General features: G+C 68.3%; 20 protein-coding genes and 5 pseudogenes. 17 read left to right on the forward strand and 8 right to left on the reverse strand.

Going from position 1 to position 19,482, the window contains the following annotated elements:
- Positions 1-94: 94 nt before the first annotated feature.
- Positions 95-412 (forward strand): annotated as a pseudogene (locus C8E84_RS18475) (transposase); the annotation flags it as partial.
- Between the two features lie 64 nt (positions 413-476).
- A pseudogene (locus tag C8E84_RS18480) lies at positions 477-758 on the forward strand (transposase); the annotation flags it as partial.
- Between the two features lie 29 nt (positions 759-787).
- On the opposite strand, the gene C8E84_RS03005 reads toward C8E84_RS18480, so the two are convergent.
- Positions 788-1,729, reverse strand: a complete 942-nt coding sequence (locus C8E84_RS03005; RefSeq protein WP_159899371.1) for a GlxA family transcriptional regulator — start codon at positions 1,727-1,729, stop codon at positions 788-790.
- A 108-nt stretch (positions 1,730-1,837) separates the two neighbouring features.
- Between C8E84_RS03005 and C8E84_RS03010 the strand changes: the two genes are divergently transcribed.
- The 3 genes and pseudogenes from C8E84_RS03010 (at position 1,838) to C8E84_RS03020 (ending at position 2,963) form a co-directional block, all read left to right on the forward strand.
- Positions 1,838-2,149: a putative quinol monooxygenase gene (locus C8E84_RS03010; RefSeq protein WP_146357789.1), complete on the forward strand. Its 312-nt coding sequence runs from the start codon at positions 1,838-1,840 to the stop codon at positions 2,147-2,149.
- Between the two features lie 269 nt (positions 2,150-2,418).
- Positions 2,419-2,637 (forward strand): annotated as a pseudogene (locus C8E84_RS03015) (transposase); the annotation flags it as partial.
- Positions 2,631-2,963: a hypothetical protein gene (locus C8E84_RS03020; RefSeq protein WP_159899373.1), complete on the forward strand. Its 333-nt coding sequence runs from the start codon at positions 2,631-2,633 to the stop codon at positions 2,961-2,963. The pseudogene C8E84_RS03015 and the gene C8E84_RS03020, both read left to right, overlap by 7 nt.
- A gap of 519 nt (positions 2,964-3,482) precedes the next feature.
- Here the strand turns inward: C8E84_RS03020 and C8E84_RS03025 are convergent.
- A pseudogene (locus C8E84_RS03025) lies at positions 3,483-4,503 on the reverse strand (IS3 family transposase); the annotation flags it as partial.
- A gap of 149 nt (positions 4,504-4,652) precedes the next feature.
- Here C8E84_RS03025 and C8E84_RS03030 point away from each other — a divergent pair.
- Both C8E84_RS03030 and C8E84_RS03035 read left to right on the forward strand, forming a co-directional pair.
- On the forward strand, positions 4,653-5,636 hold the full coding sequence (locus C8E84_RS03030; protein ID WP_246196743.1) for a tyrosine-type recombinase/integrase: 984 nt from the start codon (positions 4,653-4,655) through the stop codon (positions 5,634-5,636).
- Complete coding sequence (locus tag C8E84_RS03035) at positions 5,633-7,540, forward strand: tyrosine-type recombinase/integrase (RefSeq protein ID WP_211675358.1); 1,908 nt, start codon at positions 5,633-5,635, stop codon at positions 7,538-7,540. The genes C8E84_RS03030 and C8E84_RS03035 overlap by 4 nt, the downstream gene beginning before the upstream one ends.
- A gap of 14 nt (positions 7,541-7,554) precedes the next feature.
- On the opposite strand, the pseudogene C8E84_RS03040 reads toward C8E84_RS03035, so the two are convergent.
- The 4 genes and pseudogenes from C8E84_RS03040 to C8E84_RS03055 all read right to left on the reverse strand — a co-directional run.
- Positions 7,555-7,833 (reverse strand): annotated as a pseudogene (locus C8E84_RS03040) (transposase); the annotation flags it as partial.
- A 248-nt stretch (positions 7,834-8,081) separates the two neighbouring features.
- On the reverse strand, positions 8,082-8,474 hold the full coding sequence (locus C8E84_RS03045; RefSeq protein WP_246196744.1) for a nuclear transport factor 2 family protein: 393 nt from the start codon (positions 8,472-8,474) through the stop codon (positions 8,082-8,084).
- Between the two features lie 14 nt (positions 8,475-8,488).
- Positions 8,489-9,139, reverse strand: a complete 651-nt coding sequence (locus tag C8E84_RS03050; protein WP_159899379.1) for a response regulator — start codon at positions 9,137-9,139, stop codon at positions 8,489-8,491.
- A 4-nt stretch (positions 9,140-9,143) separates the two neighbouring features.
- Positions 9,144-10,304 (reverse strand): sensor histidine kinase, encoded by a 1,161-nt coding sequence (locus C8E84_RS03055; protein WP_159899381.1) that lies wholly within the window; start codon positions 10,302-10,304, stop codon positions 9,144-9,146.
- 339 nt (positions 10,305-10,643) lie between these two features.
- Between C8E84_RS03055 and C8E84_RS03060 the strand changes: the two genes are divergently transcribed.
- The 7 genes from C8E84_RS03060 (at position 10,644) to C8E84_RS03085 (ending at position 14,630) form a co-directional block, all read left to right on the forward strand.
- Positions 10,644-11,300 carry a CPBP family intramembrane glutamic endopeptidase gene (locus tag C8E84_RS03060; protein ID WP_246196745.1) on the forward strand — a complete coding sequence of 219 codons (657 nt, stop codon included), beginning with the start codon at positions 10,644-10,646 and terminating at the stop codon, positions 11,298-11,300.
- Positions 11,301-11,438: 138 nt separating this feature from the next.
- Entirely contained in the window at positions 11,439-11,876 is a 438-nt protein-coding gene (locus C8E84_RS03065) for a DUF6326 family protein (protein ID WP_159899384.1), read from the forward strand.
- Positions 11,877-12,022: 146 nt separating this feature from the next.
- The gene (locus C8E84_RS03070) at positions 12,023-12,523 is read left to right on the forward strand and encodes a hypothetical protein (RefSeq protein ID WP_159899386.1); all 501 of its coding nucleotides are present in this window, start codon (positions 12,023-12,025) and stop codon (positions 12,521-12,523) included.
- A gap of 56 nt (positions 12,524-12,579) precedes the next feature.
- On the forward strand, positions 12,580-12,861 hold the full coding sequence (locus C8E84_RS03075; RefSeq protein ID WP_159899388.1) for a hypothetical protein: 282 nt from the start codon (positions 12,580-12,582) through the stop codon (positions 12,859-12,861).
- Between the two features lie 425 nt (positions 12,862-13,286).
- Positions 13,287-13,502: a hypothetical protein gene (locus C8E84_RS17735; protein WP_211675360.1), complete on the forward strand. Its 216-nt coding sequence runs from the start codon at positions 13,287-13,289 to the stop codon at positions 13,500-13,502.
- Between the two features lie 16 nt (positions 13,503-13,518).
- Entirely contained in the window at positions 13,519-13,866 is a 348-nt protein-coding gene (locus tag C8E84_RS17740; RefSeq protein ID WP_211675362.1) for a hypothetical protein, read from the forward strand.
- Positions 13,867-14,015: 149 nt separating this feature from the next.
- Entirely contained in the window at positions 14,016-14,630 is a 615-nt protein-coding gene (locus tag C8E84_RS03085; RefSeq protein ID WP_159899390.1) for a recombinase family protein, read from the forward strand.
- A gap of 272 nt (positions 14,631-14,902) precedes the next feature.
- On the opposite strand, the gene C8E84_RS03090 is transcribed toward C8E84_RS03085, so the two are convergent.
- Positions 14,903-15,748: a MerR family transcriptional regulator gene (locus C8E84_RS03090; protein WP_159899392.1), complete on the reverse strand. Its 846-nt coding sequence runs from the start codon at positions 15,746-15,748 to the stop codon at positions 14,903-14,905.
- Between the two features lie 271 nt (positions 15,749-16,019).
- On the opposite strand from C8E84_RS03090, the gene C8E84_RS03095 reads away from it, so the two are divergent.
- From C8E84_RS03095 to C8E84_RS18485, 3 genes are all read left to right on the forward strand, one after another.
- Positions 16,020-16,910: an NHL repeat-containing protein gene (locus tag C8E84_RS03095; RefSeq protein WP_159899394.1), complete on the forward strand. Its 891-nt coding sequence runs from the start codon at positions 16,020-16,022 to the stop codon at positions 16,908-16,910.
- A complete protein-coding gene (locus C8E84_RS03100) occupies positions 16,907-17,197 on the forward strand; it encodes a hypothetical protein (protein WP_159899396.1) in 291 nt (96 codons plus the stop codon). The genes C8E84_RS03095 and C8E84_RS03100 overlap by 4 nt, the downstream gene beginning before the upstream one ends.
- A gap of 305 nt (positions 17,198-17,502) precedes the next feature.
- On the forward strand, positions 17,503-17,793 hold the full coding sequence (locus tag C8E84_RS18485; protein ID WP_425495964.1) for a transposase: 291 nt from the start codon (positions 17,503-17,505) through the stop codon (positions 17,791-17,793).
- Here the strand turns inward: C8E84_RS18485 and C8E84_RS03110 are convergent.
- A complete protein-coding gene (locus C8E84_RS03110; protein WP_211675365.1) occupies positions 17,751-19,352 on the reverse strand; it encodes a tyrosine-type recombinase/integrase in 1,602 nt (533 codons plus the stop codon). The genes C8E84_RS18485 and C8E84_RS03110 overlap by 43 nt on opposite strands.
- Positions 19,353-19,482 lie beyond the last annotated feature (130 nt).

Below are 19,482 nucleotides of genomic sequence, written 5' to 3' on the forward strand. Positions count from 1 at the left end.
GGTGTCGGGCCAGCATGGCAGCCCTCAGGGCACGGTCCGACGAACGGTGTAACTGGCCCAACACGCTGAGAGTTCAGCGGGAAGGGTCGGACTGATGACCGACACACTGGTGGGCGTGAGCCCACTGCGGAAGGCAGGCAAGAAGGCGCTCACACCTGAAGAGGTGGAGCGTGCGGCGGTGCGCAAGCTGGTCAAGGCCGCTCGCGCCAGGGGTGATGACCTGACCGGCCCGGACGGGCTGCTGACGGCGATCACCAAACAGGTCATCGAGGCCGCCCTCGAGGAGGAGATGACCGAGCACGTCGGCCACGACAAGCACGCCGTGCAGGGACGCAATGGAGTGAACTCGCGCAACGGGACCCGAGCCAAGACGGTGTTGACCGACAACGCCGGCCCCGTGCAGGTCGAGGTCCCCCGCGACCGTGACGGCAGCTTCGAACCGGTCATCGTCAAGAAGCGGCAACGGCGCCTGTCCCAACAGCTGGGAACAGATCATCCCGTTCCTGGACCGCGACATCGAGATCCGCAAGGTGCTCTGCTCGACCAACGCGATCGAGTCGCTCAAGGCCCGCTACCGGCGCGCGGTCAACGCCAAGGGCCACTTCCCCACCGAGCAGGCCGCGTTCAGGACGCTGTACCTGGTCACCCGCTCCCTGGACCCCAAAGGACGCGGGCAGGCACGATGGGTCACCCGGTGGAAGCCAGCCCTGAACGCCTTCGCGATCACCTTCGCCGACCGCATGCCGGCAGCCGAGAACTCCAACCACGCAAACGCCAGGGCGATGGGTCAGGAACGGCGTCGCTCCCTACGCAGGAGGGAGCGCAGAGTCTCGGCGTTCGCGTAGCCGACCCGTAGCGCGATCTCGGCGGAGGTGAGGTCCGTGGTTGCTGAGAGGTGCCGAGCTCGTTCGATGCGAAGCCGTTGGACGAAGCCGAGCGGAGTGAGGTTGAGCGCCGCACGGACTCGTCGTTCGAGGGTGCGCCGGCTGGTGCCGAGCGACTGCGCGACGAAGGCGACGTTGAACGGTTCGTCCAGGCGGGCGCGCACGAAGCGTTCGAACTCGACGACGATCGGGTCCTCGTGCCGGAGATGTTCGTAGGCGACGAAGGCCGCCTGCGACGGACGCTCGTCGATGATGAGGAGCTTGGCGACATGTTGGGCCAGGTCGGGGCTGATCGATCGTACGAGTGAGAGCGCGAGGTCGATGTGGGCGAACGCGGCGCCGGCGGTGACGAGGTTCCCGTCGACCACGACCATGGTGTCGAGATCGAGGGCGACGGTCGGATAGCGCTTCAGGAACTCCGGCCCCAGGAACCAGCTGGTCGTCGCCCGCCGATGATGCATCCGTCCGGTCTCGGCGACAGCGAACACGCCGGTGCATGCCGCGGCGATCCGGGTGGTCGCGTCGTCGAGGCGCCCGAGCGAGGCGATGACCGAACGAGCATCTCGGCTCTGGAGGGCGTCGTTGGTAGCGGCGGCCGTGAGGGTTCCAAGCGCAGGGACGACGACCACGTCGAACTCTGCGCACTCCGACAGCGGATGGTCCACCGACAGGGTCATCGATGCCGTCGTGGTCACTCTCCGTTTCGGTCCGAGGATGGCGAGTTCGATCGGGTCGATCCGCGGGTCGACGTCGCCGCGGGCTCCGTCGGCCACCCGCAGGATGTCGATGACCGACGCGACAGCGGAACCGAAGCAGCCGTCGATCGCGATCAGTCCGATACGCATGGCGCGAACAATAGCAATACTGCCGTATACGCCACTTCTCACATGCCCTTGCTCGTCATACGCTGAACTCGCTTCACCAAGAAACCTCGACACCTAGGAGAACCCCTCATGTCCACACCCTCATCCCTTCCGTATGCCTTCGTCGCCAAGATCGTCGCGGCCGACGGGCAGCACGACGCGCTCGCCGATCTGCTCGCCGGCGCTGTCGCGCTCGCCAACGAAGAAGTAGGAACGATTGTCTGGTTCGCGGTCAGGACCCACGCCGACACCTTCTGGATCTTCGATGCATTCCCCGACGAGGCCGCTCGCGACGCCCACGCCAACGGCGCCATCGTCGCAGCCCTGATGGCCAACCAGCACCTCCTCGGCGCAGCACCCGAGATCCTGGCGGCCGACGTCCTCGCGTCCAAGCTCCCGTAGTCGCCCAAGGCACGGGACGATCGCGCCCCGCCGAGCCGTCGCCAGGTCGCGACGCAACGCCGCGCTGCGTTTCCGAGCGGTGCGAGGCCTATCGGTACACGGACAGGATGCCGGCCGCGAGCGCTCAGCCGGCGAGGGGTCCGTCGCAGAGGAGAGCGACGTCGGTGTCGGGCGGAGCCGTGAGGCGAGGGCATCGCGCGACCACCAGAACCGAACCGCCCCTGCCCTGCGTTTCCGCAGGTCAGGGGCGGTTCGCCGGAGCCACCTGTCGGACCCTGAAGAAGCGAGCCGCTGACGTGCTCGCCTACTTCGAAGGACCCGGCACCAGCGACGGGCCGACCGAGGCGCTCAACGGCGTCATCGAGAAGACCCGCCGCCTGGCCCACGGCTTCCGCAGCTTCACCAACTACCGGATCCGGATCCTGCTCGCCGCCGACGGCTCACGTCCCTACCGACGCCGTCCCTCGATCAGACCCGAACCGTGCTGAACTGGGAAGGGCCGGCAAACGTCTCGGGGGAGTCGCACGTGCAAGTTGGTCGTGTCGTTATGTCGATGTGGGCTGCAGCCCTTGTGGTGTTGACTCAGCTGGCGGTGGTGGGTACGTCGTCATCAGCTGGAGTGGCTGCGGCGGCGAACACCCCTTCAGCTGAGCTATTCATCGGGGGTGAACCCGTCACCGTCGGTGAAGACGGAGCGGCACAGCCGGTCATGGCGACCTTTGCTGCGAACGAGGGCGAACGTGTCGCACTCAGCGCGCGCGCCGCTGACGGCTACTCCTGGATAGGGGTTCGTTCGTTTAATCTCTCCGAGTGACGTAGTTCTGGGCGAGAGTCAGGACTGGGGCGAGGCCTTCGTCGAACCCATCCTTCTGCCCGAGGCCGGGGAGTACGCCGTCGAGCTCACGTCGGGCTCCGGCGCTTCCATCGTGCAAGTGTCGCCTGCCGCGGCCACGGTGCACGAAACGATCGTGGCGTCCGACAGTCCTAGCCCATGGAAGCATGCCCTCGCCCCGGGCGAGAACGCTCTCCTCGGCCTTGAGCTTTCAGCCGTGCAGAAGGTCTTCATCACGACATCGACACATTCTGGGACCGACTACTACCACGACCCCGAGGACCCTGACTTCGGCGGTGTCAACACGGCCGTTGAGCTACTCGACTCGAGTGGGGCAATTGTTGCTCAAGCGGAGGAGTGGTCGAGCGTCGTTGAATTGCCGTACGAGGCAGCTTCATCGGAGACCTACAAGATCAGGTTCGACCCTCGCGGAGACGCCAGTGGCCACGTAGAGCTGCGAGCGTTCGATGTGACTGAAGCGCCCCAGGTTCTCTGCCGCTCTCATACGGGCTGCGGCTCGGGGTTGAGGGCAGCGTAGTGGGCTTGTTCGTATTCGACTGGGGGCAGGTAGCCCAAAGAGCTGTGCAGCCTGCTGGTGTTGTACCAGTCGACCCAGCCGGCGGTGGCGTACTCGACGTCGGCGATGTCCTTGTAGGGGCCGTCGTGGAAGATCGTGGTGCGGATGCACTCGGTCTTGTAGAGGCCATTGATGCACTCCATGAGGGCGTTGTCGTAGGCGTCGCCGACACTGCCGATCGAGGGCCGGATCCCCTCGAGTGCGAGGTGCCCGGTCAGCCTCAGCGACGTGTACTGGGACCCGGCGTCGGAGTGATGGATCAGTCCTTCATCGTCAGCGCCGGGTCCCGGGACGGGGTGCCCGTCTCGGTCGCGTTGCCACAGGGCCATCCGCAGCGGTGTCATGACCAGGTCGGTCTCTTTCGTGGTCGAAGCGTGCCAGGCCAGGATCCGCTGGGAGAAGACGTCGACGATGAACGCGACGTACACGAACCCGGCCCACGTGCGGCAGTAGGTGAAGTCAGTGACCCATGCCCGGTTCGGGGCGGGCGCGGTGAAGTCCCGGTTGAGCAGGTCCCCGGCGCGGTTCCCGTCCTTGCCGGGGATCGTGGTCCGGATCGCCCGGCCTCGACGAACACCGCTGAGCCCCAACGTTTTCATTGCCCGGTCCACCGAACCGGGGACTCGCCTCGGGCAGCCCGGTGCGGCGGACCATCGCGGTCATCTTCCGCCGTCCGTACAAGCCTTCCGGGGCCAGTTTGCGGCGGCCGTGGGCGTCGGTGGTCCACGCCAGCTCCCGCACCCGGTCCACCACCGCGGCGTCGCTGACCGTTCGGGCGGCCGGCCGGGCCCGACGCCAGGCCCGGTAGGTCCGCGCGGCGACCTGGCAGCCCTGCTCGCGCAGGACCCGACAGACCGACTCGACCGCGTGGCCTTCGCCGCGTTGGGCGTCGATGAAGCCCATGATCAGCGGTTGCGGGGGTCGAGTTCCCCCGCGAAGAAAGGCTTGATATGTAGGTGATCGGCGCGTTGGTCCCGGGTGGTTCCCAGTCGCGGGTGGAGGCTCGTGGTGAGTCATTCATCGAGGAGGTTGCGACGTCTGATTTCGGGTCGTTCATGCCGTGCCTGGTGCGCCCGGTGGGTAGCGCGCCGAGCTTGGGTGATCCGCTGGTCGATGAGTACCTGAGGTTCACCGCGGCGCGGGTGCGGGCGAACACGTTGACGGCGCAGGCGTTCGACCTGAAGGTCTTCTTCACGGTGGTGCCCAAGACGCCGCAGCAGGTCACGGTCACGGACGTGCTGTTCTTCATCGAGGCCCAGCGTGCCCCTCGTCGTGGTGGCAACGTGATCCGCCTCGCCGATGGCGAGGCGGGCTTGGCCGCGTCGACGATCAAGCGACGGCTGGCCACGGTGTCCTCGCTGTTTGACTACCTGTTCTTGCGTGGGATCTGTGACCGCAATCCCGTTCCGCGCAGCCTGGGTGCACGTCATGCCCGACCTGACGGGCGAGGCCACGGCGGGCGGCGTGGGGCGCCGCTGGTGCGGGCACCGCGCAAGCTGCCGCGCGTGCTCGCGCCCGCGGAGGTGAGCGCCTTGACCGGGGCGCTGCGTACCGAGCGGGATCGGGCGATGGTCGCGTTGATGGTCCATGGTGGGCTGCGCCGGTGCGAGGTCCTGGGGCTGCGGTTCGAGCATGTGCAGGTCGGGGACCGGCGGGTGTTCGTCGCGGACGGCAAGGGCGGGCATCAACGCCTCGTCCCGGTCGCCGATGTCTTCTTCACCACCCTGGCCGCTTACCTGAGCAGTGAGCGGCCTACCGAGGCGATCGACGACCACGTCTTCGTGGTTCTGAAGGGACCCAACCGTGGGCGGCCGTTGACCGCGGCCGGGCTCGATGAGGTTATGGCCGGCGCCCGGGGCCGGGCCGGGCTGACGCATGCGTCCTGCCACGAGCTGCGGCACACCTGCTTCACCCGGCTGCGCGAGGCCGGGATGGCGCTCGAGGCGATCCAGGCCCAGGCCGGGCACGCCTCGATCGAAACCACCCGGGTGTACCTGCACCTGTCCAACGACTGGCTCGCCGGGGAGTACCAGCGGGCGATGGCCATCCTCGATGGCCTACACGAGGAGGAACCGTGAGCACCCCCGCGACAGCAGTCCACACCCCAACCCCTGACGAGACGGCCGTGCCGGTGCCGGTGCCGGTGCCGGTGCCGGTGCCGGTGCCGGTCGCGCTGTCGTTGGCGGCCGTGGCCCGCACCTACGTCCAAGCTGGGGCCACGCCCTGCGCGCGCCGGATCCGGCGTGCCGGAGTCGAAGCCTTCCGGCGCAGGTTCGGGGACCTGCAGGGCTGGCGCGCGGCGTCAGTGGCCGAGCGACGACAGGTCCGCACCGAGGTCGCCTCGTTCGCAGGGCGCGCCGTGATCGCCTGCGGTGTCGCGGTGGACGTCGACTTCGTCGTCGCCTCCGGCTGCCGATGGGGCAAGTACCTGCGCGACGCCTACCCGCAGCAGGCAGACACGTTCCAGGCGCAGGCCTGTTCACTTGGGTTCTGCGACAGAGAGATCGGCCGAATGTGGGCCTGGCTGGCGAAGATCTGCGTCGTCACCGGGACCAGCCCTCAAGGGCTAGCCGCGACGCAGTACCACCAGGTCAGGGCCGCAGGGCACGACGCCGTCATCGCGCAGCGCGGGTACCGGCCGAAGTCGTTGTCGACGCCGCTGTTCGGGCTCGACGCGGTGATGTTCCACCGCGGGCAGGCACCCGCCCCGGACATCCGGCGCCGCTGGACCGGCCGGCCGGCCAACGAGGTCGACTGGGACGACCTCACCTCCATGGCACCGGTCATGGTCACCACGATGCGCCGCTACCTGCACCAGTGCTCCCTGTCGCTGCGGGCATCCTCGGTGGCCCTGTTCGACACGACCCTGCGTCAGTTCGCGACCGCCCTGGTGGCCTCGGACCCGCCGGTCACCCGGGTGCGCGACATCAACCGTGAGCACGTCGAAGCATTCAAGGCGCAGTTGGCTGACCGGCCCGGCTACCGCGGCAAACCGTTGACGAAGACCACCCTGGGGATGCGGATGGGTCACCTGCACACCTTCTTCACCCGGATCATCGAGTGGGACTATGACGACGCCCCCACCCGGATCCCGGTGTACGGCACCGACCGGCCCCGCCTGGACAAGCCCCTGCCGAAGTTCCTCGACGACGCCCAGGCCGCCGCGTTCATGACCGCAGCCAAGAACCTGCCCGACCCGCTCGACCGGCTCATCGTCCTGGCCCTGGCCCGCACCGGGATGCGCCGCGGCGAGCTGCTCGGGCTCAGCGTCGACGCCGTCGTGCAGATCGGCACCGGGTACTGGCTACGCACCCCGGTCGGCAAGCTCCACACCGACCGGTACATCCCGCTACACCCCCAGCTGAAGGACCTGCTCGACGCGTGGATCGCCGCCCGCCCGGACTGGCAGGCCAGCACCGTGCTGCTGACCGAGCGAGGCCGCCCGATCCCACCGACCCGGGTCGACAAGGCCGTCCAGAAGGCCGCCACCGCAGCAGGGCTCGGGCACGTCCACCCGCACCAGTTGCGCCACACCCTGGCCACCCAAGCCATCAACCGCGGGATGAGCCTGGAAGCCATCGCTGCCCTGCTCGGTCACCACGACCTGTCGATGACCATGGTGTACGCCCGGATCGCTGACCGCACGGTCACCGACGAGTACTTCGCCGTCACCAAGAAGGTCGAGACCCTGTACGCCACCAGCCGGCCCGCCGTGCTCTCCGACGACGCGGCCGGACCCGCCATGCACGCCCTTCGCGCCGAGGCCACCAAGCGGCTGCTCGGCAACGGCTACTGCACCCGCCCCCTGGAGCTCGACTGCCGCTACGAGACGATCTGCGAGTCCTGCACCATGTTCTTCACCACCATCGAACACCGCCCCACCCTCCAAGCCCAACGCGACGACGCCGACACCAAAGGCCAGACCGGCCGCCGAGACGCCTACGAAGCACTCCTCAAACGACTCGACCCGACACCCACTTGACAGCGATCACCCGCATAAGACGTCGCAGCCTTCAGGATCGCCACGTCCTCACGCAGCCGCCGGTTCTCCGCCTTCAACCGGCGGATCTCCTCCAGCTCCTTGGTGGTCACACCCTCACGGCTACCGGCGTCGACATCGGCCTGCGCGACCCACCGGCGCAGGCTCTCCTTGCCCACCCCGACCTGCCGGGCAACCGCCGCCACCGCGGCCGTCGTGGTCGGGTACTCGACTCGGTGCTCCAGCACCAGACGTACCGCTCGAGCTTTCAGCTCGGGATCGATCAACTTTGGCATGTGCGTATCCTCCTGGACTCAAACAGGAGCGGCATCAAACCTGGGGCGCTTCAGACAGACCGAGCCGCTCGAGTCGCCGTTGGCGGGCGGGGTTGGTCGAGTCGTTGGCACCAGCCCCGGCCAGCGTTTGGTGGCGACTCGAATCGACACGGCGAACACCTGGGCGTCCGCACTCTCTCCGCGGGAGGCATGAGTAAGCACTGCGCCTGATGACATTCGGCAACGGGGGGCTGTCCGGACCGAGGTCCTTACACAACGACGATGTCCGGACCCGCACCCGGCCCCGCGGCGTGGGGGGCGAACGTCGCGGCGATGACGCGCCACCGGCCTTCCTCTTGGACCCACAGTCGCGTGTAGCGCAGCCGCGCTGCAGTCTCCGAGCCGTCGTGGATCGCTACCACGGTGGCGACGAGATCAGTCACACCCGTCTTGCCATCGTCACGGACGGTGACCGCCTCCTCCTCAAGCTGGAGGATCCGGAGCGACCCGGACAGGTAGGCGATGAGGTCGTCGGTCTTGGTGAAGAGCGCGCCGTCGGGGCCGGCGCCGACGACACGCGGGTGCAGGAGGGCATCAAGTGCGTCGAGGTCTCCCCGGCGCTGGGCTGCTTGGAGGTGGCGCTCAGCGTCCACGAGGTCCATGGGGTCCTTCCCTATCATCGAGTATCGAAGAGGTGGTGGTGGTAGGCCAACACGATCGCTTGCGCGCGATCCCTGACCTGGAGCTTGCGCAGGAGCCGGGTCACGTGCGTCTTGACGGTGGTGTCGCTGATGAAGAGCTCGCGCCCGATCTCGGCATTGGACAAGCCGAGGGCGATGAGTCGAAAGACGTCTAGCTCCCGGGCGGTGAGGGTGTCGAGCGTGACGGGTCGTGGCTCTCGACGCTCCTTCGTGAAGTGAGCGATGAGGCTGCGGGTCACCGAGGGCGACAGCAACGCGGCTCCGGCCGCGATTGTGCGCACCGCAGCGATGAGTTGCTCGGGAGGATCGTCTTTGAGGACGAAACCACTGGCGCCGGCACGCAGTGCTTCGTACACAAGGTCATCGTGGTTGAACGTCGTCAGGATGAGGACCTTGGCGTCCTCGTCTGCGGCGAAGATCCGGCGAGTCGCCTCGAGGCCGTCCAGCTCGGGCATGCGTATGTCCATGAGGATGACGTCGGGTCGGTGGCGGGCGGCACGTGCGACTGCTTCGATGCCGTTGCCCGCCTCGGCTACGACCTCGATGTCCGGCTCCACGTCGAGCAACATGCGCAGACCCGCGCGGACCATCCCCTGATCGTCGACGATCAACGTCTTGATGCTCACGCCGTCAGCCCGGGCCCAGCGGGAGTCGTGCGCGCAGGGCGAAGCCGCCGGTCTCCGTGGGGCCCGCGGTCATGCTTCCCCCGTAGAGCGCGACCCGTTCACGGATTCCGACCAGACCGTGACCGAGGCTGTCTGTCGTGGTCGGTCCGCCGCCGTCGTCGCGGACCTCCAGTTCGAGGCCATCGGTGCAGTAGCGCAGGTGGACCTCGGCACGGTGGGTGTGGGCGTGTTTGATGACGTTGGTCAGGCCTTCCTGGGTAATGCGGTAGGCCGAGAGTGCTAGCCCGGGGGGAAGGTCGACGGCTTCGCCATGGACGTGAAGATCGGTGTCGATCCCCGCAGCGCGCACGGTGTCCAGGAGCGCAGCGATCCCGCCGAGGCCGGGCTGGGGGGCCAGGTCCAGGGGGTCGCCGTCGCGGCGCATCGCCTCCAGCAGCCTGCGCATCTCGGTCAGGGCGTCGCGGCCGGCCTCTTCCACGTTGCGCAGAGTCTCCCGACTCGTCACGTCCTCAACCGGCAGCCGGTGTCTCAGTGCCCCCACCTGCAGGACCATCACGCTCACTGCGTGGGCGACGATGTCGTGCAGCTCGCGAGCGATCCGGGCCCGTTCCTCTGCGACCGCCACCCTTCCCTCGTTGCGACGTTGCCACTCTGCTCTGGCCGCAAGCTCCTCTGCGGCCTCGGCCTGCTCCGTGCGGGCGTGGAGGGTGAACCCCACCAGCCACCCGGCAGCGAAGAGTCCTGGGATGAAGAACAGATCGCCCGCCGCGTGGGTTGGGTCCTGGTAGGCCACGGTCGCTGCTGACGCCACCACCACGGCAAGCCCCGCACGGGCCTGCCGATGGTCCTTCAGATCACCCAGGAGCACCGCGGCGATCATCCCCACGATGGAGAGCGGGGCCTGCCCCGCGATCAACGAGCCGTCGACTATGGACAAGGTGGCGCTCGACAGCCACGTACCCGCCGGGATCGCGAAGGGCGCTCGACGGCGAAGCGTCAGGGCCAGACTCATGACGACCACGGCGACCGCGTGGAAGACGACGCCGACGTCGTCGGTGCCGGTCGAGCCGGTGTGCGTCACGATGGTCAGGGCCGCCGCGGCGGCCAGGCAGACGATGATTGCATCCAACCCGTGCTCAAGGAGGAAGACCCGCAGTCGGTGCACCCGGCCAATGTATCGCCGTCGCCGGCGTCCAGCGTCCTACGTTGGTAGGACGCCGGGTCCTCAGGTGGTCGTAGCGAGGAGACGGCCTTCGGAGGACGCACCGGACCCTGTTTCGCTCCTAGCGTCGCCGGCATGGACCTGCCTCAGGAGACGACGACCCGCGACGATGGGAGAGGGCTCGCAACCCCCGCATTCGGAACGACGAGACCGGTACCTCGTGCCACAGTCACGCCAGACCCTGCTCGCGCGGGTGCCCTGCCATCGGTCCCGCAGTACTCGCGCCGTCGTATTCTCGGCACGTGGGCAGCGGCAGCCCTGCCGATGGCGGCGCTCGCCTGGGTGGGGGCTCCCCTCCTGGCCGACGCACTCGAGGGGCCGAGCGCCTGGCCCCGCGCGATCCTGGTCTGTCTCACCGCCGGCCTGGTCTGGCAGTTCATCCTCGTCATGGGCGCCCTGCGCCATGAGCAGGGGACGCTGCGCTGGTCGGTCGCCAAAGAGGCCTTGTGGCTGCGGTCCCCGCGTAGCCCCCGCAGTGGCCGCAGCGGTGGTCGGCTCTGGTGGCTTCTCGTCCCACTGGTCCTGCTGGTGGCGGCCACCGAGGAGCTGCCGAGCCTGCCATCACCGGACCACCGCGACCTCGGCACGTTCCTCCAGTCCAGCGCCGGCCAGGAGTTCATGGCGGGAAACTGGCCCTGGTTCGCGTTGATCCTCACCATGATGATCCTCAACACCGTCCTTGGGGAAGAGCTCCTGTTTCGCGGCCTGCTGCTGCCTCGCATGCGAGGAGCGTTCGGCCGTGGGGACTGGTGTGCCAACGGCGTCCTCTTCGCCGTCTACCACCTCCACGTCCCGTGGGCCATCCCAGCAAGCCTCCTCGACATGTTCCTCGTCTCTTATCCCGCCAGTCGCTACCGGAGCGCACTCATCGGCATCTGCGTACACAGCGTGCAGACCGTCGTGCTGGGGGCACTGACGCTGCTCCTGGTGCTGGGTTGAGCGGTCATCCGTGCACCTAGCCACGGCCGGGTCCGGCTGCTTCGTGCCAGCGGGCGAGGACGTCGACAACCAGGTCAACATTCACCCTCGGTGCACCGGCGCCGAACTCGGTCCTACTTGAGAGGAAACATCCCAGTTATGTTCCACGCCCCCGTCACGCCAACGCCCGCCACTGCCGCTCCGACTCATGAACCGCTCGACCGCCGACTGGTCCTCAGCGGGCTGTGGACCTCGATGTTGTTGGTGTTCGCCTACGTGGACATCTTCGGCTTCTTCCGCGCCGACGTGATCAACGGCGCCCTGGCCGGCGAGGTGTCGGGACCGGGGTTCGCAATCGACCAGACCTTCTTGACCCTCACGACGCTGTACATCCTGATCCCGAGCCTGATGGTGGCCGGCTGCATCCTGCTCCCGCGCCGACCGAACCGACTCGCCAACCTCACGCTCGCCCCCATCTATGCGCTGACCATCGTCGGCGGGATGCTGGGCGAGACATGGGTGTACTACCTGATCGGTAGCTGCGTCGAACTCGTGCTGCTCGTGACGGTCGTTCGTGTCGCGCACCGCTGGCGCTAAACCTCGGTGATCGGAGAGAAGTTGAGCCACATCGCATGCCTCCACCACAGGAACGGACTCAGCTCGGATCGACCACCGCGATCTGGATCATCGTGCCCCTCGCTGTCGGCCCGACCCTGCTTCGCCGACCAGAGGTGAAGTAGCCGATGCCCATTCGCGTCTCGGCTCGCACCCTCGCCCTCCGAATAGTTGCACGTGTTCGACTCAGCCTCGCGCTGGCGGTGCTGGCCGGCTTGGCGGCATTCCTGACAGCCGGGTGTGCCAGTGCAGTCTCGGGCCGGGTCGGTGTCGCTTTGGACGACCGGGGGCAGCCGGTGCTCGTGGTGATCTCGTGTGATCGAGTCCTCGACGAAGTCATCGTGACGGACGCCACCGGCGAGATCGGCCGATGGGCCACAGACCTGACCACGTCAGGGCTGACGACTCTGGATCCCGCCGCTCCGACCCCGCTCTGGCGCGGCGCTGGGATCTCATGGCCGCAGCGGGGCGAGGTCAGCGTCGACGCCGCCTCGACCACCACTGAACTGGACGGCAGCGGAGTGGTCGTCGCACCGCGATGGCTCACGCAGCTCAGTGCCGGCCACGTACTGGTCGGCGACTCGGGCGAGACCGTGCCGCGCGATCAATTCGAGAGCACCTGCGACTAGCGGGTCGCGCCGGCTCGCCCAGTCCCGTCGTGAGCTCATCCCGCCTGTGTACAAGCATGGAATTCGCTCCTGTTGCCCTCCAGCGCAAACGGCAGAAGAGTTGCATCGACTCGATTCGCGTCGACGTCATCGCCAGACTGTCTCTGTTTCGCGGCGTGCACCGCGGTCCCGGCAGCCGCGCCGAGGGCAGTGCCGATGCCGGGCGTCAACAGGTCAATCCCCTCGAAGATCTGGCCAAGGTTCAAACCAACAACAACGGCTCCTGCCAAGGCGAGGATGCCGATCCAGTGCTCGAGTCGAGTCGTGACTTCCCCTCGCATTCGTTGGCCATCCGCTGAGGCCGTCGGGAGCCACATCCCCTTCCCAGCACAGCAAGCACCAAAACCGGTTGACGAACGCGGCGCGCCAGCGGGCCACGCCTAACTCGTCCGCATCGAGGGCACCGACCCTCTCCGTAGGCCGATCGGTGATCGGGACCGGTACCCGCCGCAAGAGGTAGCCCGCGACACTAGCCGGTGGTGTCGTCGAGTCTGCCGCCATGAGCGAAGACTTGAGAGGGCATGACTTAGCCCCGGCGACATGGCCAAGGCCAGCGGTCCACCGGGGCTTTCAAGAGGAACGATACGTGAGAATGGGGGCGATGACAACGTCGCCACCGCCTCCGCCGAGTCCTGGGCCACCCGCGCCTGGGCCATGGGTAGAGCGCTGGCTGAGCCAGCCCCGACACGGTGTCTACCTGGCCGCCAGCCAAGGCGACCCGCAGTTGGCTCTGGACCTGTACGAGTGGAACGCCGAGATCAGCGCCGCCCTGCTGCGAGATCTCGCCCACCTGGAAGTCGGGCTACGCAACGCCTACGACCGCGCGCTCAGCGCGGTGGCCCGGACCCCCGCACTGGACCACGGCCAACATCCCGGCCTTCGCGCCGTTGTGGCGCACCCGTCGTGGTCGACGAGTCGACGTCAACCTGCGGACACGTGAGTCACTCCACCGTGCCGTGGACTCCGCCGGCGGCCCCGCCGCTCCACCCGGCAAGGTCATTGCTGAGTTGATGTTCGGCTTCTGGCGGTTCCTCAGCTCCTCCGCCCATGAGAAGTCGCTGTGGGTGCCATCCCTCCACCAGGCGTTCGCACCGGGCACTGACCGGCGCGACGTCGACCGCCCCATCGGACGTCTGCACGGTCTGCGCAACCGAGTGGCCCACCACGAGCCACTCCTCAGGTACGACATCGCGGGACGCGTCACCGACATCGCGACCGTCGCCGGCCTGCTCGATCCCGACCTCGGCCGGCACCTGAGCGCGACCAGTCGAGTCACCCGGGTCCTCGTTCAGCGCCCCCGCTGAACACGAGACTGGCAGCTCGCCGCCGAGGTGGCAGAGGGGGCTTGTCGAAGACGGCCCGCAGCGAGTTCCTGGTGAGGTCGAGCCCTGCTCGATGCCCGAGCCGACCCACAGCCCTGGATCGGCCGGACCAACCCCATTGGAGGTGCGCCATGAACGCACTGCTTGTCGGGTACGCCCGATGCTCCACCGATCAACAAGACCTCACCGCGCAGCGTGACGGGCTGCTCGGACTCGGTGTCGAGGCCGAGCGGATCTACGTCGATCACGGCCTGACCGGCACCAACCGCGAGCGCCCCGGCTTGCGCGAGGCGCTGGCCGCCTGTCGTGCCGGGGACACGTTGGTCGTGACCAAGCTCGACCGGCTGGCCCGGTCCCTGCCTGATGCCCGGGCGATCGCCGACGAGCTCACCACCCGCCAGATCAGCCTCAGCCTCGGCGGGTCCGTCTACGACCCCACCGATGCTGTCGGGAAGCTGCTGTTCAACGTCCTCGCGATGGTCGCTGAGTTCGAGTCCGACCTCATCAGGCTTCGCACAGTCGAGGGCATGAAGGTCGCCAGGGCCAAGGGCCGGCTGAAGGGCAAGCAGCCCAAGCTAAGTCGCAAGCAGGAAGCGCACCTCGTCTCGCTAGTGCACAGCGGCGAGTACAGCACCCTCGAGGTAGCTGAGCTGTTCGGGATCGGCCGCTCGACGGTCTATCGCGCCATCGAGCGCCAACGAATCGCGGCCAAGGCCGATCTTGCTGACGCCTCCACACGACGCTGATCGTCACCTCGTTGGCGTCCCGCAACCGACACCTCGGCGGGACGCCGATGAGCGGAACTGATCGGAGCCGGTCTCGACCACAGCGGTTTGCCCAGTGGGGTTCGGCTCGTGGGACTACTTCCGACAGGCCGATGAGCGACGTCTCCGGCGTCGCTCATCGGTGACCCGCTTCGGACACATCTCGAACTTTCTCCGCTGTCGTGGTCAGTCTCACCCAGGGCGAGGACGTTCCGAAGATCAGCCGCACCTGTGATCGCGGCTTCTGATTCGTCCTATCGGCGGTCCTGCTGAGGGAGGTCGTCGACGAGGTCGCCAGCAGGCGGGTCCACGACGCTTTCGCGTCCGACCCAAAGCTGACTCAGGTCGGCATCGTAGAGCTGCCAGACCCGCTCTGTCGCCGGCGTGAGGGGCCCCGACCACCCCGGATAGTTGGTGAGCGCCCTGTGGGCCGCTAAGACGTCGGTGAGTGTCGCGTTCACCAGCGCTCCGACGTCCAGCGTGAAGACGCTTCTTCGGGCAAGCTCTCGCGTCTGCCAGCCCGCGGGCACCGCCGCACCGGCCCGCCAGGGCACGAGGACGCGTGCTTGGACGTGGTCGCCGGTCCAGCGCGGGTCGACCAGCTCCACGTGGAACGCCGTCCGGATCGGAGCCGGTCGCCGCGTGTCGGACGTGAGGAAGGACGCGGGCTCGCGTGAGGTGACCGCCCGGAGCTGCGCGCGGACGCGCCGCAGACCTTCGGCGACACCGTGCACCGGCAGCACCTCCTCGCGCACCAGTACCGTCAGGGAAGCGAAGTCCTGGGGTATCACCGGGAGTTCCGGACCTGGGGTTGTCGCGACCTCGGCGCGTAGGAGCGCGAGGTCCTCCTCCACGCGGCGTAGGTGCGCTTGGAGCCCGTCACTACTGCCCTCTGCCGCGACTGCGGCCGCCTCTTCGGCGTCCATGCCGGTGCGGACGAGAGCGGCCAACCGGCGGGCGACCGCAACCTGGCGAGGGTCGTAGGAGCGGTAACCGGTGGCCGGGTCGACCGCTGCAGGCACCAGGAGACCGCGGTGGTGGTGCAGGCGCAGCACCCGCGGGGTGAGGCCAGTGGCCCGGCTGAACTCGGCGATGTGCACGGATCCACTTCAGCGCGACCTTGACGGGTCGTCAAGGTCCGCCCGGCTTGCCCCGTCTCCCTCTACCGTCGCGGCCATGCGACAGCGTCCCGCCCTTCCCGATCGGCCGCGTGCCACCCTGCGACTGACGTCCGCCTTCTTGTGCGGTGCCGTCACGCTGGCGGGGTGCGCTGGCCCCGAACCGACCCGATCCGACGAAAACCCGCCCGAGGCAGCTACCTCGCCGGCGCCCGAGGGCGACGTCGCAGCGACGGACTACCCTACGCCTCCGGTGTCCCACGCCGTGGCCTCGACCCGGGTGCCCGGCTACCCGATCGGTCTGACGGTCGCACGCGACGGAGGCGTGTGGGCGGTCGCCACACAGGCTGGCGCGGTGCGCCACCTCTCGCTCGAGCACCATGACGGCCCGCGCACCGCGTCCGCCGGGGCCGCGGAGCCATGGGTGGACCGGTCGACCCGCGTCGGCGACGTCCCGCTGCGAGCGGTTGATACCCCCGACGGACTGTGGGTCAGCGTCTTCGGCGCCGGCGTGCTGCGACGCCTCGATCCGCGTCTGGAGAGGGTCGGCTCCTTTCACGAGCCCGAGGGCCTGGCGCGGGCCGGGGACTCGCTGTGGGTCGTCGATCAGGCGCGCAGCGAGGCCGTCGAGCTCCGGCTGCCCGACGCGACGGTGGCGCGGCGCGTAGAGGTCGGCACCGGTCCCCGCCTAGTACACGCCGGGGCGTCGGGCGTGTGGGTGTCGTCATACGGCGCCGGCACCGTCACCCGCGTCGACGGGCCACGACCGGTGACGCGTACGGTGTGCGACGGACCGCAGGGCATGGTCGAGGCCGCCGGGAGACTCTGGGTTGCGTGCTCGCTGCAGGACTCACTCGTCGGGCTCGACGCACAGACGCTGCGACCAGAGGTCCGTCTCAACGACGTTGTCGCGGTCGACGCTCTCGCCGCCACCCGCGACAGCGTCCTGGCGCTCCTGCCAGACGGGCCCACCGTGGTCGCCGTCGATCCTGAGGACGGCACCGAGCGTGGCCGGGTCCGGATGGCCGACGCCCCGCCCGTGGGGGACGGCAACGTGGACCTGCTCGTGCATCGTGACCGGGTCTGGGCGAGCTCGGCCATGACCGACGAGGTGTTGACGCTATCCGTCGAGGATTTGCCATGACCTCGTCGCCCGCCGAGCTGTTTGACCGCCTGGCGGTCGAGTTCGTCGCGGCCCACCCGGGTCTTCGCCGCAACACCCGCGGCAGCCTTGTGACGCACGGAGCGGTCCGTGCGATGACCAGCCGCGGTCGAGTCGTCGTCCGCCTGACGTCGGAGCGGGCCGAGGAGGTGCGCGCGAGCGGCGAGGGTGCGGCCTACAAGGGTCAGCCGAACCGTTGGGTCGAGCTCGCCGCGGACCTGCCGCACGAGCGGGTTGCAGCCCTCGTGGCGGAGGCCTGCGAGCTCTGAGCCGAAGACTCGTGCGACACACGCGGTCTCGACCAACTGTCGCACCATCCCGCAAGCCGATCGATCAAAGGGACGGGCGGGCTGCAACCTGCCATGCGTCTCACCGCGGGGCGCTGCGCTGGCCTACACAGTCGTCGGCCTCGCATCCGGCCTCGGGGCGGTTTATGAGGTTGTCGTCCGTGCGGCTCGGGAGGTCTACTCATTGAATCGCCCCGGGTCTGGTGGAGGCTCTCAATCCATGGAGGATGAGAGTCATGGCAGCACACAAGAAGTGCAGCGATGAGTTGCGTGAGCGCGCGACGCGGATGGCTGTGGAGTTGAGGCAGGACCCGGCGACCAGGCCAGGTGCGATTTCTCGAGTAGCCGGCCAGCTCGGTATGCACCCCGAGACGTTGCGCAACTGGGTCCGGCAAGCCGAGGTCGACGGCGGCACCCGGGCGGGCACCACGACCAGTGACGCGCAGCGGTTGGTGGAGTTGGAGCGGGAGAACCGTGAACTGCGTCGGGCCAACCACATCTTGAGGACGGCGTCGGCTTATGCGGGTGATCGCTGTCAAGTGGGTGTCGGGTCGAGTCGTTTGAGGAGTGCTTCGTAGGCGTCTCGGCGGCCGGTCTGGCCTTTGGTGTCGGCGTCGTCGCGTTGGGCTTGGAGGGTGGGGCGGTGTTCGATGGTGGTGAAGAACATGGTGCAGGACTCGCAGATCGTCTCGTAGCGGCAGTCGAGCTCCAGGGGGCGGGTGCAGTAGCCGTTGCCGAGCAGCCGCTTGGTGGCCTCGGCGCGAAGGGCGTGCATGGCGGGTCCGGCCGCGTCGTCGGAGAGCACGGCGGGCCGGCTGGTGGCGTACAGGGTCTCGACCTTCTTGGTGACGGCGAAGTACTCGTCGGTGACCGTGCGGTCAGCGATCCGGGCGTACACCATGGTCATCGACAGGTCGTGGTGACCGAGCAGGGCAGCGATGGCTTCCAGGCTCATCCCGCGGTTGATGGCTTGGGTGGCCAGGGTGTGGCGCAACTGGTGCGGGTGGACGTGCCCGAGCCCTGCTGCGGTGGCGGCCTTCTGGACGGCCTTGTCGACCCGGGTCGGTGGGATCGGGCGGCCTCGCTCGGTCAGCAGCACGGTGCTGGCCTGCCAGTCCGGGCGGGCGGCGATCCACGCGTCGAGCAGGTCCTTCAGCTGGGGGTGTAGCGGGATGTACCGGTCGGTGTGGAGCTTGCCGACCGGGGTGCGTAGCCAGTACCCGGTGCCGATCTGCACGACGGCGTCGACGCTGAGCCCGAGCAGCTCGCCGCGGCGCATCCCGGTGCGGGCCAGGGCCAGGACGATGAGCCGGTCGAGCGGGTCGGGCAGGTTCTTGGCTGCGGTCATGAACGCGGCGGCCTGGGCGTCGTCGAGGAACTTCGGCAGGGGCTTGTCCAGGCGGGGCCGGTCGGTGCCGTACACCGGGATCCGGGTGGGGGCGTCGTCATAGTCCCACTCGATGATCCGGGTGAAGAAGGTGTGCAGGTGACCCATCCGCATCCCCAGGGTGGTCTTCGTCAACGGTTTGCCGCGGTAGCCGGGCCGGTCAGCCAACTGCGCCTTGAATGCTTCGACGTGCTCACGGTTGATGTCGCGCACCCGGGTGACCGGCGGGTCCGAGGCCACCAGGGCGGTCGCGAACTGACGCAGGGTCGTGTCGAACAGGGCCACCGAGGATGCCCGCAGCGACAGGGAGCACTGGTGCAGGTAGCGGCGCATCGTGGTGACCATGACCGGTGCCATGGAGGTGAGGTCGTCCCAGTCGACCTCGTTGGCCGGCCGGCCGGTCCAGCGGCGCCGGATGTCCGGGGCGGGTGCCTGCCCGCGGTGGAACATCACCGCGTCGAGCCCGAACAGCGGCGTCGACAACGACTTCGGCCGGTACCCGCGCTGCGCGATGACGGCGTCGTGCCCTGCGGCCCTGGCCTGGTGGTACTGCGTCGCGGCTAGCCCTTGAGGGCTGGTCCCGGTGACGACGCAGATCTTCGCCAGCCAGGCCCACATTCGGCCGATCTCTCTGTCGCAGAACCCAAGTGAACAGGCCTGCGCCTGGAACGTGTCTGCCTGCTGCGGGTAGGCGTCGCGCAGGTACTTGCCCCATCGGCAGCCGGAGGCGACGACGAAGTCGACGTCCACCGCGACACCGGGGGGTATCAGATGGTCTGTGTAAGGGAGGGGGTTGCCGACCTGAAGGAGTTTGATTGTGAGCATGACCAAGGAAGCGAAGAAGGACGCTGTCGAGCCTGAGGCTCGCCGGTTGCGTCGG

Origin of the sequence: Ornithinibacter aureus (assembly GCF_009858245.1) — a bacterium.
GTDB classification, from domain to species: Bacteria; Actinomycetota; Actinomycetes; order Actinomycetales; family Dermatophilaceae; genus Fodinibacter; species Fodinibacter aureus.